Origin of the sequence: Azoarcus taiwanensis, from assembly GCF_012910885.1 — a bacterium.
GTDB lineage: Bacteria > Pseudomonadota > Gammaproteobacteria > Burkholderiales > Rhodocyclaceae > Azoarcus_F > Azoarcus_F taiwanensis.
The window spans coordinates 1-16,287 of record NZ_WTVM01000036.1; the positions used below are offsets into that span (position 1 = coordinate 1).

Genomic DNA, 16,287 nt, shown 5'->3' on the forward strand with positions numbered 1-16,287 from the left:
ATCTGCTCACTGCGCACGCCGGCCAGCGCCCACGCATCGGCGATCACCTCACGCTGCCCGAGCACGGAGGGCGCGGTATAGCCGACTTTCTGGCTGCCGTCGTTGTTGATGGCGCTGCCCAGTACGACCGCCACGACCGGATCGCCGTCGCGCAGCGCATCGGACAGGCGCCGCAGCACCACGGCCGCCACGCCATTGCCGCCATAGGTGCCCTGGGCCTGCGCATCGAACGGGCGGCAATGCCCATCGGGCGAGAAGATCATGCCCTGCTGGTACAAATAGCCGCTCACCTGCGGGAAGGAGACGGCCACACCACCAGCGATGGCCATGTCGCATTCGCCGGATCTCAGGCTCTCGCATGCCAGGTGGGTGGCGACCAATGAACTGGAGCAGGCCGTCTGCACGGACAGGGCCGGGCCGCGAAGATCCAGCTTGTAGGCGGCGCGCGTCGCCACGTAGTCCTTGTCATTGGCCATCAGGGACTGCAGGCTGCGCACGTGCGCCACTTCGGCGATGTTGATCGCCTCGCGCCCTGGGTAGGTGCTGATTCGGGCGGAGCCGAACACGCCGGTCTTGTGTGGCACCGCTCGGGGTGCATAGCCAGCGTGCTCCAGCGCGTGCCAGGCCATCTGCAGGAACAGCCGCTGCTGCGGGTCGAGCAGTTCGGCTTCCTGGCGGGAGTAGCCGAACAGCTCGGCGTCGAAAGCCTCGGCGTCGGGCACCACGGTTCCACGCGGCACAAAGGCCGGATCGTCGATGACCGATGCCGGAATCCCGGCATCCAGCAGTTCCTGCCGCGAAAACTGCCGACTGCATTCACGCCCGGCCAGCAGGTTGGCCCAATAGGCGTCGCTGTCGGCCGCGTCCGGGAACCGGCTGGCATGACCGATCACCGCGATCGGCTCGCAGTCGGGATAGTGCTGCTTCAAGCGTTCTTCGATATTCATGATGTCTCCCCGCGCCGACGTTGCGCACGCGCCCTGCGCTGCGCCAGCAGTTCGCGGCGCTCGTCCCCGGGCGTTGCGGTGTCATTCGTCGTGTTCGATCTGCCGTGCAGGTGCGCTGCCAGTGCCAGCGGCGTGGCCTGGGCAAACAAGTCGGTGACCAGCAGGCCGGTGTGGCCCGTCTGGGTCAGGTGCACATGCAACTGAACCAATTTCAGGGACGTGGCGCCTGCATCGAAAAAGGACTGGCGAGGCTGGATCGGCCTCCCGACCACCAGCTCGAAATGCCGGCACAGTGCTTGCACCAAGGTGTCATCGGCCCGCAGTGGCGTGGCCGTGGCTGACGGTTCGACAGCACGCCGCGCAGGTGCGTGATCTGCGCTCCGCGACATCCCCTCAAGGCGAGGCACCAGTGCCTGCAATGGCTGATCCCAGGCCGCGTCTTCGCTTGCCAGCCGCTGCAACAACGAGACGTAGCGGTCGAAGGCGGCCTGAATCTGCTGCGGTTCGAACAGCTCCTGCACGTAATCCCAGTTGAAGCGCAACTCGCCCTCGGACTCGTACACCTGGTGGTCGAGCCAGACCTGGGGGGTGTGCGACAAGCCCCAGCGTGGCTTCATCCAGGACGCATGGGCGAGGAAGCGATCCTGTTCGAAGCCCAGGGCGCTGGTGAACACCACGGGCATGGCGGCAGCCGCCTGTCCAGCGCGCCGGGCCAGTTGGCGCATGACTTGAATGGCCGAAACATCGCGATGCAACAGATCCTGGCGCAGGCGTTGCTGCAAGCCCTGGGCGCTGCTGCGCCAGTCCGCGGTCGGTTGCCAGGCCAGCAGCAGCAACGTCGTGAAGTCGCCCAGTACCTGCTCGATCTGCGGGTGCAGCGGCTCGCGGTCGAACAGGGTGAGGTTCAGGCTCAGCTCGTCGTGGCCGGCCCAGGCCGACAAGGTGGCGGCATAGGCCGAAAGCAGCAATGCCGACGGGGTCAAACCTTCGGCACGCGCACGCGCCTTGAGCGCCTCCCACTGCGGGGCGGCGAGCCTGGCGGACAGTCGCGCGAAGTGCGGCAGGCCCACGTCGCCCGGGTCGCAGCGCAATGGCAGGCGCGGGGCCGGCGGCAGATGATCCAGGCGGCGCGCCCAGTACGCCAACGAGACGTCGTTGGTTGGCCGCTGCTGCACATGCTCCAGATAATCGCGGAAGCCAATCTCCAGCTCCGGCAGCGACTGCCCGGGATCGGTGTAGAGCTGTTCCAGTTCGGCAAGCAGGATCTGCATGCTCAGGCCATCGAGCATCAGGTTGTCCAGGCACACGAACAGGCTGGCCTTGGCGCCGCCATCGACCAGGGCGGCCTGAATGTCGAAAACGGGCCAGCGCGATGGATCGAGTACCTGCCGGGCCAGACGCTCGCGCAATGCCACGGCTTCCGGGGCGTCCAGGTCGGTCACCGGATGGCATGGCAGCCTGAAGTCCGGCACCTGCGGCAAAACCTGCTGCATGCCGTCGCGAACCACTGCCCGCAGGGTGTCGTGCCGGCTGACCAACCGATTCATGGCCCGCTCGAAGCGCGCGACATCCAGATCGCTCACCTCGAATTCGACGAAGAAATGCGAGCCGATCCCGCCCAGCGCGAACCCTGGCTGCCGCCCCACCAGATAGGCCTGCTGCACATCGGTCAGCGGGAAAGGCGCATAGCGGCGCGTGGGGTCGTGCCGCAGGCCTGGCGTACTGATGGTGTCGCCGCAACGCACGGTCTCGGCGAATGCCGCCAGCGTCGGGAAGTCGAACAGGTCGCCGAGCGCCGCCGAAAAGCCGCGCCGGTTCAGTTCCCCGATCAGGCGCGTCGCCAGCAAACTGTCCCCGCCCAGGCGGAAGAAATGACTGTCCCGGTAAAGGTGTTCCACCTTCAAGAGGTCGCGCCAGAGACTGGCCACAGCCTGTTCCGTGACACCCTGGGGCAGTTGCCGCTCGGCGCCGGCCTCGGGCGCGCCATGAGTGCAGTGCGCCAACAGGCCGCGGTGATCCACCTTGCCGTTGGCGGTCAATGGCAAGGCCTCCAGGAAGTACAGCCGTTGCGGCACCATGTAGCCTGGGAGCAGGCCGCGCAGTGCCCGGGCCAGCCGGTCGGCATCCGGCCTGAGCACTTCCTGCGGCGCACGGGACACCAGGCACTGCACATGCCCCAGCACCGCCTGGGCTTCGTTGCGCATTCCCTGTCTTGCCAACAGGTCCTGCCACCAGGGCGTCTCGTGCAGCCGGCGGGCCAGGCCTTCCTCGTGGCCGTCAGCCAGCAGCTCGGTGGAAACCAGCGCCAGGCACGAAACCCGATTCAGTTCCTGGACGAACACCATGGCCGAAGGTGCCGCCAGGGCCAGCACCGCCTGGACCCCGGCGTCGCCCACGCGGTGCAAGGCATTGTTGGCCCACACCAGATCGGCCTGATGCCGATCCTCCTGCGCCACGCCGGCATGCCAGCGCCGAACCTCGGCATGCGCATGCCGCTGCAACCGTTCCGTGGCGCGAAGCACCATCTCCGGCGAGTCATCCCACGCGGTATAAGCCACATCGCCCGCATCCAGGTGCCGGAGAAGCTGCTCCGCAGCCAGGCCGCTGCGTGCGCCGACCTCATGCAGCCGTACCGGACGGCCCAGCGTCTTCGCCAGCGTCCGGATCAGGTCGGCCAGCACCGCGATGGCCGCGTGCATGCCGGGGGAACGCAGCAGCAACTGCTCCGGTGCCCAGAATGGATGGTTCAGCAGCGTTCGCGCAGGCCGCTCACCACGGATGATCTGGGCCAGCGGCGCATGGTGCGTCAACAGCATGTTGGCCGCTTCCCGCAGCGGATGTTCGCCGCTCGGTTGCCAGGCCGGCGGCATGCTCTCCACCGGCGCATGGACGTCATCGTCCAGGCGCTGCAGGTAGCCCTGTCGATGCAGATGCTCCAGCCAACGCGCCACCAGGCCGGCCCACTGCGGCTGCGCGCCGTACTCCGCCATCACGCCCTGCGCGGTGACGCGGCCGGTCAGATTCACCCCTTGCCGCATCAGGTGCTCGTACAGGAAGCCGGCCACGAGGCGTGCCATATCCGTTTCGTGATCCGCCTCGGCCGGCCCCGCATGCCAGGCCTCGCCTAGCAGCAGCGCGGCGTAGTCCGCGGGCAGCGACGGGGCGCCGGGCTGCGGACTGGACAGCGCCGTTCCCTGCGGCACCACGAAGCCCACCAGGGCTTTTTCGCGCTCTCCCACGGCCAGCGCCACCGCGCTCTTGACGCCCTCGACCCGCAACAGGGCCGCTTCGATCTCGCCAAGCTCGATGCGGTAGCCGCCCACCTTGACCTGCTTGTCACGACGGCCAAGGAATTCCAACCGGCCGTCCGGCCAGTAGCAGCCCATGTCGCCGGTGCGATACCAGCGCTCGCCTTGCCAGCTCACGAATTGCTGCGCCGTGCGCTCCGGGTCGTTGAAATAGCCCAGCGCCACGCCTTCGCCGCCAATCCACAGCTCGCCCGGAACCCAGTCCGGGCAATCGCGGCCTTGTGCATCGGCCACGCGGTACTTCTGCCGCGCCAACGGATAGCCGTAGGGAATGGATCGCCAATGCGGCGGCACGGAATCCACGTCGAAGACGTTGGACCAGATGGACGCCTCGGTCGCACCACCCATGGCCACGAACTTCCCATCCGGGCGAAACGCGCGGTAGCGGCCGGGCAAGTCCAGGCCGATCCAGTCGCCGGAGAGCATCACCATGCGCAAGCGGGCGGGAGCCTGCAGCTCGAAACCCTCGGCATAGGTCAGCAGCATGTCCAGCAGCGCCGGAACCGTGTTCCAGACCGTCACGCCATGTCGCTCGATGACCTCGCACCAGCAGGCCGGGTCGCGTCGCTGGCCCTCGTCGACCAGCACCAGCGCACCGCCGGCCGAGAGCAGCCCGAAGATGTCGTACACCGACAGGTCGAAATGCAGCGCCGACAATGCCAGTACCCGGTCATCTGCCGAAACGGCGTAGCGCCGGTTCAACTCCACGCAGGTATTGAGCGCCCCACGGTGGGAAATGATCACGCCCTTGGGTGTGCCGGTGGAGCCCGACGTGTAGATGATGTAGGCCGGCTCGCGCGCATCGACCTGCACGGGATCGACCAGCGGGGCATGGTCCGCGGCCTCCTGCCAAGCCAGGAAGGTGACGCCGGCCACGACGTCGTCCAGGCCGTCGTCGCGGCATACCAGCACCAGCTTCGCCCCCGCGCCCTGGTAGATGGTGCGCCGCCGCTCCAACGGCTGATCCGGCGACACCGGCACATACACCGCACCCGCATGGAGAATGCCCAGCGCGGCTACGACCTGGCCGATGCCCTTGGACATGCTGATCGCCACCCGGTCGCCCGGTTGCACACCTTGCGCGGCCAATGCGCCGGCACAACGACGTGCCAGGGAGGCCAGCTCGGCGTAGGTCAATCGGCGCTCGCCATGCACCAGGGCCAAGGCATCCGGTCGCGTCCGCGCCTGCTGCCAGAAACCCTCGTGCAGCAATCCATCGGGCGCCGGTATATCGCCATGGGCATTGACCCGCTCGCGCACCGCCCGTTGCGCCTGCGGCATGGGATCGGGCAAGGGTTCCCGCCAGGCCTGCGGATGCGCCAGCAGGTGCCGCACCAGGCCCACGTAGGCCTGGAACATCGCTTCGAGCAGGCCGGTCGGGAACAGGGCCTCGTTGCTGTCCCATTGCAGGAACACCGAGCCGGCATGTTCGTAGGCCAGATGGTCGATCCAGACCTGCGGCGTTTGCGAAATCCCCCAGCCGGGAACGCCCAGGGTGCGCTCCACGTCCCGGCCGAACAGAGGGCGGCCCAGGTTGCTGGTGAACACCACCGGGGCGCCGTGGGGATAGGCGCCCGGCGTCTTGCGCAGTTCGCGCAGCAGTTCCACGCCCGACCAATGCCGATGCTCGTAGGCCTCGGTGAAGGTCTGCTGGTTGCCCCGTGCCAGCGTATCGAAACTCGATCCCTCGCCGGCGATGTCCAGCAGCAGGATGTTGGTGAAGTCGGCGATCATCCCGTCCACGGCGGGATGCAGCGGCTGGCGGTCGAACAGCGTCAGGTTCAGCAGCAGCCGTGGCTGGCTGCACCAGCGTGCCAGCACCGCGCCGAAGCAGGTCGCCAGCGCCATCGTCGGCGTCACGCCGCATTCGCCCGCCAGGCCCTGGAACCGCGCCCAGTCCTCGGCGGTGATTTCCACCCGCTGGCGCGAGATGCGAACCTGCTTGATCTGCGCCGGTTCGCAGGCCAGCGGCAACCGCGGTGCGTGCGGCAAACTGCCCGAGCGCTCCATCCAGAACGCCTTGGCCTGCTGGCGGGCCGCCTCGTTCTCCTGCGCCGCCTGGGCCAGATAGCTGCGGAAATCGTAGTCGCCGGGGATCGCCGGCAGGCACTCGCCGCGAACCAGCGCCGCCAGTTCATCGAACACCAGGCTGAAGCTCGCGGCATCGAGCACCAGCAGGTCGATGTCCGCGTGCAGGCGGTGATGCCCGTCGGGCAGCAAGCTGAGCTGGAAATCGAAGTTCTCGCCTTGCCCGACGGCCAGAACCCGGTGGCCATGACGCGCACGCATGGCCAGCAAGTGGGCCTCGCACTGGGCGGGCGAAGCGCTGCGCAGGTCGTGCAGCGTCAGGCCGCGCCAGCGGGTACCGGGGCGGCGTTGCTGGCGGCCATCATCCAGAAACGTCACCGTTAGCATGGGATGCCTTTCGACCAGCGCGCCGATGGCCTGCTCCAAGGCATCGGCATCCAGACCCTGGCCGTCGAACTCCTGGTACAGATGGCAGCCGACACCGCCCAGCGTCTGGTGGGGCGCCCGACCCACCAGGTAGGCGTGCTGCACGGGTGTCAGGTCGAAGGGGAGCCCATCGGCCATGGTCGGCCAGGCGCCAGCGGCGGGGGAGGCGGAACCGCTCGGCTCTGGGGATGCCGTCTGAGCAGCCGGCGCCGTAGCCGGGCAGTCCTGCAGCAACTGGCTCCACCCGCGCAAGGTGGGCTGCTGGTAGAGATCGCGCAATTTGATCTTGTGGCCGCGCCTGCGCAGTCGATGCATCCAGGCCATCAGGCGCATCGAATCCATGCCCAGTTTCAGGAGACTGGCGTCGGCATCAAATTGCCCGCTGGGTATCCCGAGGTCGGCGACGATCTCCTCACGAAGCGTCGCTTCGAAGTGTCCATTCAGTGGCGTGTCGTTTTGTCTCGCTTTCGTCACGAAAAACCCTCTTTTTATCTCCGCCTATCCTTGGATGCCCTCGATACTCGCGCCCAGGCGCTTACCTAGGCCGCGATCGAGCCTCCGCTAGCACATGCTGGTTGAGCACCAGCACCCCGTCTTCCGAAAGACTGCCGCCGTAAGTTGCACCTCTCAGTACATGTGGCTCTCAGTCTTGAAATTCAAATACAAATGAGATGTATTCGTATATTCAACTCAATGATTCCCAAATTCCGAAATCCGTGCTAACGGTTTCCGGAAAAAAATTGATGGATCAAGGATTTTTGTTGCAGCGCATCGCTACGATGGTTGAAGCGTTTCACGATGCATCATGATGGTCGCCATTGCCGCCATGGTGGGGGGCAAGCGTGGCGGCGCGTGGCCCGCACGGCCAGCGAGATTAGAGCAAGCACACCATAGAGGTGTCTTGGTGTGCGATGCGTGGGCTGATGCCCAGGGCGCATTGCTTGGGCGTGATGCCGGTGTGGCCGCGGAACATGCGGCTGAAGTGACTGAGGTTGGCGAAGCCGCAGCAGGCGGCGGTTTCTGTAACGCTGGTGCCGCGCTTGAGCATGGCAATCGCGGCGTTGAGCCGGATGCGCGTCAGGCAGGCATGCACCGCGCAGCCGTAGAGCGCCCGGAAGCCTTGCTGGAGGCGCTTTTCGTTCAGGCCCACGGCACGTGCCAGCGATTGCACCGTCCACTCCTGGGCGTAGTGCTTTTCCATCAGGGCGCGCGCCTCAATCAGCCGTTGCCGGTCGCTCGGCACGGGCAGCGGCATGTCGGCCTGCTCCAGGTTTTCCTGCACGAAGCAGGCGATGGCTTCCATGGCCTTGGCACGCAGGTACAGATCGCGGGACAGGCAAGGCCCGGCGTAGCTGCAGCCGAAGCCAAGCAGGCCGCAGGCAACACGTTGCAGCGTGCTGGAGGACGGCACCACGCCGAGGAAGGCATCGATATGCGACTGATCGCCTGACAGGGTGCGGGCGCGGCGGCGCAGCTCGTCCATGTTCAAGCCGGTCAGGTTGGCCATGGCGTCCGCCGGCATGTGGATGCTGACCAGGCGGAAGGCGCCGTCGGTCTGGCCATCGAGCACGTCCCAGCCGGAGGCGGCTTCGCCCGAGGCCATCAGGATGGTGAAGCCGGCGCTGACATCGACGACCGCGCCGTCGTCGAAGGCGGTTTGCATGTGCCCTTCGAGCAGAATGTTGACGCTGAAGGCGGCGGGGCCGGCGGCCTGGAAGGACCATTTGCCGCCGGGGCGGCCGCTGATGCAGCTGATGTAGAGGCCTTCGCTGGGCTGGTACATGTGCACGGCATGGCGCCAGTCTTCAGGCACGCCTTCAAGACCGTCTTCCTGCAGCTTGCTTGGATCTAGCGCTTGATCCGCACCCGGCTCCGCAATCCCCGACATAAATTTATCCTGAAAACATCAAATTTTTTCCGTAAACCGTTAGCGCAATTTGCCTGATTGACAAATCATAACGATTCTCATTATACGCCGAGGATGGGCTGCTGAACACCTGAAGTGATCATGTGAATTGCAGCGGACCGTCAAATAACCATTCGCCACGACGGCTATTCGAGCCGTGGATTCCGCATCGCATGTCAACGATTTCTTCCGCTTCACGCCGCCTGACGGCGGCCCGCGTGCTGCTGGCCATTGCCGGCATTTATATCAGCCAGACCATCGTCACGGCATTGACCACACAGGCGTTGCCGTCGTTGCTGCGCAGCGAGGGCGCTTCGCTGACGGTGGCAGGGCTGACCGCTCTGCTGTGGGTGCCGTGGGGCGTCCGCTTTCTCTGGGCGCCCTGGGTGGAGCGCATGCGCCTGCCGCCGGGGCGACTGGAGCGCCGCTCGCGCACGCTGGTGCTGACGGGGCAATGGATCATGGCGGCCATCTTGGTGGGAATGGGGCTGGCAAGCTGGGCGGGCCATTTTTCGCTGGACAGCTTTGCCGTGTGGCTGCTGGCCGGCCTGCTGCTGGCGGCGGTGGTTTCGGCCAGCACCGACGTGGCGTGCGATGGCTTCACGGTGGAGCAGCTTGCCGGGCAGCGGCGCGGCTGGGGCAACGTGGCGCAGGTGGGCGGCAGCTATGTCGGCGCCATGCTCGGTGCCGGGGGCTTCCTTCTGGTGGCGGGCAAGGCGGGCTGGCCTGCGGCGCTGGTGGCCGCGGGCCTGGCCATCGTGCTGTTGGGGCTGCCGATGCTGCTGTTGCGCGAGCCGCCGCGCGACCAAGCGCTGGCCGTCGATCATCGGCCCGGGCTGCTGCATGCCTTGCGCCGCCCGCAGGTGCGCACGGGGCTGCTGCTGATGCTGCTGTCCAGCGTGGGGGTGCGGCTGACGCTGGGCATGTTCGGCCCGTTCATGCTGGATCGCGGCATGAGCCTGGAACAGGTGGGCTGGCTGTTCGGTTCGCTGCATATCGGCGCGGGGCTGACCGGCGCGGTGCTGGGCGGCGTGCTGGTGCGGGCCGCGCCGGGCTGGCGCGCGGTGTGGATCGCCGTCGGCCTCAAGGCCGGCGTGCTGCTGGCCCTGGCGCTGGCGGCGCCGGCCGCTTCGCTGACGGTCTTGACGATCCTGGTGGGGCTGACCTTCGCGGTGCTGGGTTGCGTCTGGGTGGCCCTGTACTCGGCCTTGATGAATCTGACCTCGCCGCTGCAGGCGGGCGTGGATTTCACGGTGTTCCAGAGTGCCGATGCGTTGCTGGCCATGGCGGGCGGCGTGGCCGGCGGCTGGCTGGCCGAGCACCTGGGCTATCACTTCTGTTTTGGCCTGGCGGCGGCGCTGTCGGTGATTGCCACCGGGGTGGTGTGGCGTCATGCGCGTCTGGAGCGCCTGGAAAACGGCGTGGCTGCGTCCGCCCAAGGAGCCGTGCATGTCGGATAGGCAAGGCGCTGGAGCCAGTACCGGGGTCTGGGCCGTCATGCGGCCCGTGCAAGGCCAGATCCGGTTCGCCATGGTGTTGGCCGGGCTGGCTGCGGCCTGTGCGCTTGGCGCGCTGGCCGTGCTGGCGTGGGCGGTGGCCGCCCTGCTGGCCGAACCGGGCCGGTGGCCCTGGCTGCCGCTGGGCCTGGCGGCGGCGCTGACGGTGCTGGCCTTCGTCTTGCGGCTGTCGGCGTTCAATCAGTCGCACTACGCCGCCTTCCGCCTGGAAACCCGGCTGCGCACCGATCTGGCCGGGCATCTGGCGCGCGTGCCGCTGGGCTATGTGCAGCAGATCGGCTCCGGCGCGCTGACCAAGGTGATGATGGACGACGTGAAGGCGCTGCACGTGTTCGTGGCCGACAGCACGCCCTTGTACGCGCGGGCGTATGTGTCGCCGGTGCTCACCTTCGTGCTGCTGTGGTGGCTGGACTGGCGCCTGGCGCTGGTGGCCACGGCGGTGCTGGCGGTCGGCGTGGCGGTGGTGTCGCTGGCCATGCGCGGCAGCGGCCAGATGATGCAGCGTTACCACGCCGCTGGCGAGAACGTGAGCAAGGCGGTCGTCGAGTACGTGCAGGCGATGCCGGTGGTGCGCACCTTCGATACCGGCACGACCACGTTCCACCGCTACCAGCGTGCGCTCGATGCGTTCATGGATGTGGTGTTGCAGTGGTACCGAATGGCGGGGTTTTCCTCGCGCCTGTCGGTGGCGATCCTCAATCCGCTGCCGACGCTGGCGGTGCTGGTGTGGCTGGGCGGCTGGCTGATCAGCCACGACACGCTGGATGCCGCCACCTGGCTGGCCGTGCTGCTGGTTGGCACCGGCATGGCCGAATCGCTGCTGCCGCTGATGTCGCTCAAGCATCTGGTGGCCAAGACGCAGATGAGCATCCACCGCATCCAGGAGGTGATGGCCGAGCCGGAGCTGCCCGAGCCGGATATGGTCCAGGCCAAGTTTCCCAAGGATGCCAGTGTGCGTTTCGAGGCGGTGGATTTCCGCTACACGGCGGACGGCGAGCTGGTATTGCGGGACGTGAGCTTTGATGTGCCGCCGGGCAGTGTGACGGCGCTGGTGGGGCCGTCCGGTGCGGGCAAGACCACGGTGGCGCGGCTGATCCCGCGCTTCTGGGATGTCAGCGCCGGGCGCATTCTGGTGGGCGGCGTGGATGTGCGGCAGATGCAGCCCGACGTGCTGATGCGGCATGTGGCGTTCGTGTTCCAGGACACCTTTCTGTTTGCCGACACCATCGCCAACAACATCCGCCTGGGCGCTGAAGGCGCGACGATGGATGAGGTGATCGCCGCCGCGCGCGCCGCCCAGGCGCACGAGTTCATCGAGCGGCTGCCGCAGGGTTACGACACGCCGGTCGGCGAACGGGGGGTGTTCCTCTCCGGCGGGCAGCGCCAGCGCATCACCATCGCCCGCGCCATCCTGCAGAACCGGCCCATCCTGGTACTGGACGAAGCGACCGCCTTCGCCGACCCGGAGAACGAGGCCGCGCTGGTGGCGGCGCTCTCGAACCTGATGCGGGGCAAGACGGTGCTGATGGTGGCGCACCGGCTCTCCACGATTCGCGATGCGGACCAGATTCTGGTGTTCGACCAGGGGCGGCTGGCCGAGCGTGGCCGGCACGGTGCCTTGGTGGCGCAGGGCGGCGTGTATGCGCGGCTGTGGAACAGCTATGAGCAGGCGCAGGACTGGGCCTTGATGGGAGCACGGGCATGAGCATTCCAGACCCCGGCCACCGCATCACGCCCCTGCGCGAGACCTGGCGGCAGTTGATGGCCAGCGCCCGCAGCCGCGCGCCCAGGCTGCGCGCCAGCCTGATCGGCCTGGCCCTGGCCGCCATCGCGCAGGGCCTGGCGCTGGCCTGCCTGATGCCGCTCTTCCAGGCCCTGATACCGCGCGCCAGTTGGCAGGCGGCGCTGCCCTGGCTGCTGGCGATGACGGGGCTGATGCTGGCCAGCACGGTCATCCGCTGGTGGGCGCAGGGCTTCGACTATCGCGGCGACATGGTGCGCAACACGCATGAGCTGCGTTCCGAGCTGGGCGCGCAGTTGCGCCGCATTCCGCTGGAGGTGCTGCAGGACAAGCGCGCCGGTGGTGTCAACGCGACCTTGCTGGGGAACGTGGACGAGACGCTCAGCTACATCCTGACGATCGCCAACATGATGGCCACCGCCCTGCTGACGCCGGTGACGGTGGCGCTGGCGGCGCTGTATTTCGACTGGCGCATGGGTGTGGTGCTGCTGCTGGTGTTCCCACTGCTGATTCCGCTATACCGTTGGCGTCGTCCCGCCTACGGGCGCGGCATGCGCATCCTGGCCGATGCCAACGAGCGCACCAGTTCGGACATTCTTGAATACGCCCAGGGGCTGCCGGTGCTGCGCGCGACCTGCTGCACGGGCGAAAAGGCGCAGCGCCTGCAGGCCAGCTTCACGCACCTGGAAAAAATCCAGACCATCGGCCAGCGCAAAGGCGCCAAGCCCAACCTGATCCTGGCGACGGTGATGGAGCTGGCGATCCTGCTGGTGGTGTTCCTGGGGGCTTGGTTCGTCGCGCAGGGCTCGCTGGATATCGCCGTGCTGGCGGCGCTGATGGTGATCGTCGTGCGCTTTGGCGAACCGCTGGCGACATTCGTGCTGTATTCCAAGGTGATCGACCTGATCGAGGCGGCGCTGGGCAAGATCGATGCCTTGCTGGCCATCGAGCCTCTGCCGCAGCAGGCGTCGACCGGCATGCCGGGCGAGTTCTCGATTGGCTTCATCGGCGTGGAGTTCGCCTACGCCGGACAGCCGCAGAGCACATTGAAGGGCTTCAGCGCGCAATTGCCCGCCCGCCGGATGAGCGCGCTGGTGGGGCCGTCGGGTTCGGGCAAGACCACGGTGACGCGGCTGCTGATGCGGCATGCCGACCCCCAGGCGGGGCGAGTGCTGATCGGCGGCGTGGACATCCGCACCCTGTCGCCGGAGCAGCTCAACGGCTTGATCTCGGTGGTGTTCCAGGACGTGTACCTGTTCGACGACACCATCCTGGCCAATATCCGGATGGCCCGGCCGGACGCCAGCGACGAGGAAGTGGAAGCGGCCGCTCGTGCCGCCTACTGCCACGAGTTCATTACTCGCCTGCCCGAGGGCTACCGGACGCGGGTGGGCGACATCGGCGGAAGGCTCTCGGGCGGCGAGCGCCAGCGCATCAGCATCGCCCGCGCCATGCTCAAGAACGCGCCCATCGTCGTCCTCGACGAGCCGACCGCGGCGCTGGACACCGAAAGCGAAGTGGCCGTGCAGCGCGCCATCGACGCCCTGGTGCGCGAGCGCACGGTGATCGTGATTGCGCACCGGCTGTCCACCATTGCCGCCGCCGACCAGATTCTGGTGATCGACGAGGGCCGCGTGGTCGAGTCAGGCCGGCACGCCGAGCTGCTGGCCGGCAATGGCCGCTATGCGCGGATGTGGCAGGCCCAGCAGAGCGTCAAGCATTGGCGCGTGGGGGAAACATGATGAATCAAGAATATTCGGGCCGTTGGGCGAAGCCCATGCCGCTTTCCCCAATGCGCGAACGCCACGGCGATGCCCGCGTCCGTGCAAATCGCCTCGGGCAGGTATGCCGCCATTGCCGCACCGGGCTTTCCCCAGCCGCAGCCCCCCTCCTGCTGCAAGACGCGGCTTGCTCATATGGAGAGGCTGGCACATCTGCCAGCCGAGGCCGAGCGAGTGCCCTGAAAAGAGGGAGCACTCGCATCATCAATCAATGTTCAAAACATGGTTTGCCATGACACAAAGTAAGGAGGAATCTTTGACCATGCGTTTCCAACTCAGTGTCTTTAGTATTGCGCTGCTTTCCATCCATGCCGTCTCATGGATGAATGACGCTCACGCACAAAGTGCGTCGCGAACCGACGATGGACTCGCCGTTCTTGCCCCTGTGGTCGTCTCGGCCAGCAAGCGCGGCGAAACCTTGGAACAGCTCAATGGCGCAGCCAGTGTGGCCGACCGCATAGCCCTGGATGATGCCCAGGTGAGTTCGACCTTGGAGCTGGATCGGGTCTTTCCCGAGTTGTACATGTCGCACAGCGCGACATTCCTGTTCCCGATCATTACGCTGCGCGGCGTGACGTCGGCGCAGGATTTCTACAACCCGGCGCTGACGGTGTATGTGGATGGCGTGCCGCAACTGCCGACCTTTGCCGCCCAATCCCTGCTGGGCGTCGAGCAGGTGGAGTTGCTCAAGGGGCCGCAAGGTACGCTGTATGGCAAGAGCGCCCAGGGCGGCGTGCTCAATATCGTCTCTCGCAAGCCGGGCAACACGCCCGAATTCGCTGCCCGCGCCGGGGTATCGAGTCGGGACGGCTATCAGTTGCAGGTCGAGGGTTCCGGCCCACTGGTCGAGGATCTGCTGTATGGCTCGGTCTCTCTGCTGGGCAATGATGTCAATGGTGACTTGCGCAGCGATGTCATCGGCAGCGATCAGTTGGGAGGCGTGCGTTCGCGCGCCGGCAATGTCAAGCTGCGCCTGGCCCCGGCCGGCAGTCCATGGGAGGTGGGGCTGAGCGCCGGCCGCGATTGCGCCACGGGCGATCAGGAAGCCTATACGCTGTTCGACGACTACAAGTCCCGCAGGGCTTATGTGCTGCCCAACCTGCCGGAAGCCTACCGTGATTTTCACCAGCGGCGCTGCGCCAACAGCGTCGCCGTCAATGGTCAGTATGACTTCGGCATCTGGCGCTTGAGCGCCATTGCCAGCAGCCAGCGGGTGCACACAGAACGCCAATGGCCGCTGGACGCGTATTTCCCGCAGTTCTCCGAGCACTGGAAGCAGAATACCCAGGAATTGCGCCTGTCGACACGTTCGCCGCAACAGGGCGAGGCGTCTTCCCGTGCCTGGGATGCGGTGTTCGGCCTCTACCGGCAAGAGGTGGACATGTCGCGCGGCTACCAGTTCGACATGGTGCTGCCCAGTCTTTTCCGGGTCATGGATTCGTCGTCTGGCAACCGCAGCGAAGCACTGGCGGCCTACGGCGACGTGACTTGGCACCTGAGCCCCAAGGCCGACATCACCACGGGGCTGCGCGTTACCCGGGACGAGGCCAGAACCCGCTTCCAGGGCGACATGATGGGCAGTACCTTCCAGGGACAGGCATCCAGCGACCAGACGACGTGGCTCGGCCACCTGGCGACAGGCTACCAGTTCAGCCCCAATTGGCGCGGCTACGTCAATGTGGCGCAGGGTTACAAGCCGCTGGGCTACAACCTGGCGCCATCGAGCATGGACGATGCCGCCGGGTATGGCCGCGAACGCTCGATCAGCTACGAGGCGGGCATGCGCTATGCCGGAAACGACATGCGCGCCAGCATCGCCCTCTACCGGGTGGACAGCAAGGACGTGCAGCTCTACGGCGATGGCGACATGGGCAACCAGACGCTGAGAAACGTGGGCGATACCCGCTCGGTGGGCGTGGAGTTCAACGCCGAGTGGGATGTCACCCGGCAATGGACGCTTAGCGCGGGAGGCTTCATCAATGACGCGACCTTCCGCCGCTTCGAGGATTCCAGCGCCTGCACCGGCTGCACGCACAACGATGTGCCGATGGCGCCCAAGTATGGCCTGACGCTGGGCGTCAAGGGCAATGTACCCGTGGGCAACACCGTCTTGCGGCCGCAGTTGACCGTGCGCCGCACGGGGGCGCATTACTTCGACAGCGCCAATACCCTGCGCCAGGGTGCGTACACCGTGGTGGATGTGGGCTTGGGCTGGCAGCCAACCCGCAATCTGGAATTGATGCTCTACGCGCAGAACCTGACGGATCAGGATTATCGAACCTATGGCTTCTCCTACGGTGCCACGGGCAACTTCGCGCAGATTGCGCCGGGCCGGACAGTAGGCGTGACAGCGACCTACCTGTACTGAATGCACCATGAGAAACAAGCTGACGACGAGACACTGGATGCCCCATGGATCGCACCCAAACCCTCGACCATCAAAGCGGTGACGCTCGGGAGACCTTGCCGATGCCGCACGGCATGGTTCCCTCGAAGTGGAAGACGTACTTTGCCCGGGCGCTGACCATCCTGGCTGGTGCTCTGGTAGTCGTCTTCTTCGTGGCACTGACGCTTGTGTTGTTGCTATTGGCAATAACGGAACTCATCGGCTGACTATGTAGCGCCCCTTCATC

General features: G+C 66.4%; 8 protein-coding genes. 5 read left to right on the forward strand and 3 right to left on the reverse strand.

Annotated features, from left to right (window positions below; all coding sequences use genetic code 11):
* From GPA21_RS07815 to GPA21_RS21250, 3 genes are all read right to left on the reverse strand, one after another.
* Positions 1-947 (reverse strand): beta-ketoacyl synthase N-terminal-like domain-containing protein (locus GPA21_RS07815; RefSeq protein WP_168987648.1); only part of this gene is annotated, 947 nt, incomplete at its 3' end.
* On the reverse strand, positions 944-7,183 hold the full coding sequence (locus tag GPA21_RS07820) for a non-ribosomal peptide synthetase (RefSeq protein WP_211163488.1): 6,240 nt from the start codon (positions 7,181-7,183) through the stop codon (positions 944-946). The genes GPA21_RS07820 and GPA21_RS07815, both read right to left, overlap by 4 nt.
* A 400-nt stretch (positions 7,184-7,583) precedes the next feature.
* Entirely contained in the window at positions 7,584-8,522 is a 939-nt protein-coding gene (locus tag GPA21_RS21250) for a helix-turn-helix domain-containing protein (RefSeq protein WP_168987649.1), read from the reverse strand.
* A 266-nt stretch (positions 8,523-8,788) separates the two neighbouring features.
* Here GPA21_RS21250 and GPA21_RS07830 point away from each other — a divergent pair, with 266 nt between their 5' ends.
* The 5 genes from GPA21_RS07830 to GPA21_RS07850 all read left to right on the forward strand — a co-directional run bounded on the left by GPA21_RS07830 (position 8,789) and on the right by GPA21_RS07850 (position 16,267).
* Positions 8,789-10,075 (forward strand): MFS transporter, encoded by a 1,287-nt coding sequence (locus tag GPA21_RS07830; protein WP_168987650.1) that lies wholly within the window; start codon positions 8,789-8,791, stop codon positions 10,073-10,075.
* On the forward strand, positions 10,065-11,837 hold the full coding sequence (locus tag GPA21_RS07835; protein ID WP_168987651.1) for an ABC transporter ATP-binding protein: 1,773 nt from the start codon (positions 10,065-10,067) through the stop codon (positions 11,835-11,837). Before GPA21_RS07830 ends, GPA21_RS07835 begins: the two co-directional genes overlap by 11 nt.
* On the forward strand, positions 11,834-13,615 hold the full coding sequence (locus tag GPA21_RS07840) for an ABC transporter ATP-binding protein (RefSeq protein WP_168987652.1): 1,782 nt from the start codon (positions 11,834-11,836) through the stop codon (positions 13,613-13,615). The genes GPA21_RS07835 and GPA21_RS07840 overlap by 4 nt, the downstream gene beginning before the upstream one ends.
* A 250-nt stretch (positions 13,616-13,865) precedes the next feature.
* Positions 13,866-16,022 (forward strand): TonB-dependent receptor, encoded by a 2,157-nt coding sequence (locus GPA21_RS07845; protein ID WP_246261826.1) that lies wholly within the window; start codon positions 13,866-13,868, stop codon positions 16,020-16,022.
* Positions 16,023-16,066: 44 nt separating this feature from the next.
* Entirely contained in the window at positions 16,067-16,267 is a 201-nt protein-coding gene (locus tag GPA21_RS07850) for a hypothetical protein (protein ID WP_168987653.1), read from the forward strand.
* Positions 16,268-16,287 lie beyond the last annotated feature (20 nt).

Excerpts from the sequence above, each read along its gene's own strand:
- GPA21_RS07830 (WP_168987650.1), top strand. The coding sequence starts at position 8,789 with ATGTCAACGATTTCTTCCGCTTCACGCCGCCTGACGGCGGCCCGCGTG.
- GPA21_RS07850 (WP_168987653.1), top strand. The coding sequence starts at position 16,067 with ATGGATCGCACCCAAACCCTCGACCATCAAAGCGGTGACGCTCGGGAG.
- GPA21_RS07835 (WP_168987651.1), top strand. The coding sequence starts at position 10,065 with ATGTCGGATAGGCAAGGCGCTGGAGCCAGTACCGGGGTCTGGGCCGTC.
- GPA21_RS07840 (WP_168987652.1), top strand. The coding sequence starts at position 11,834 with ATGAGCATTCCAGACCCCGGCCACCGCATCACGCCCCTGCGCGAGACC.
- GPA21_RS07845 (WP_246261826.1), top strand. The coding sequence starts at position 13,866 with ATGTTCAAAACATGGTTTGCCATGACACAAAGTAAGGAGGAATCTTTG.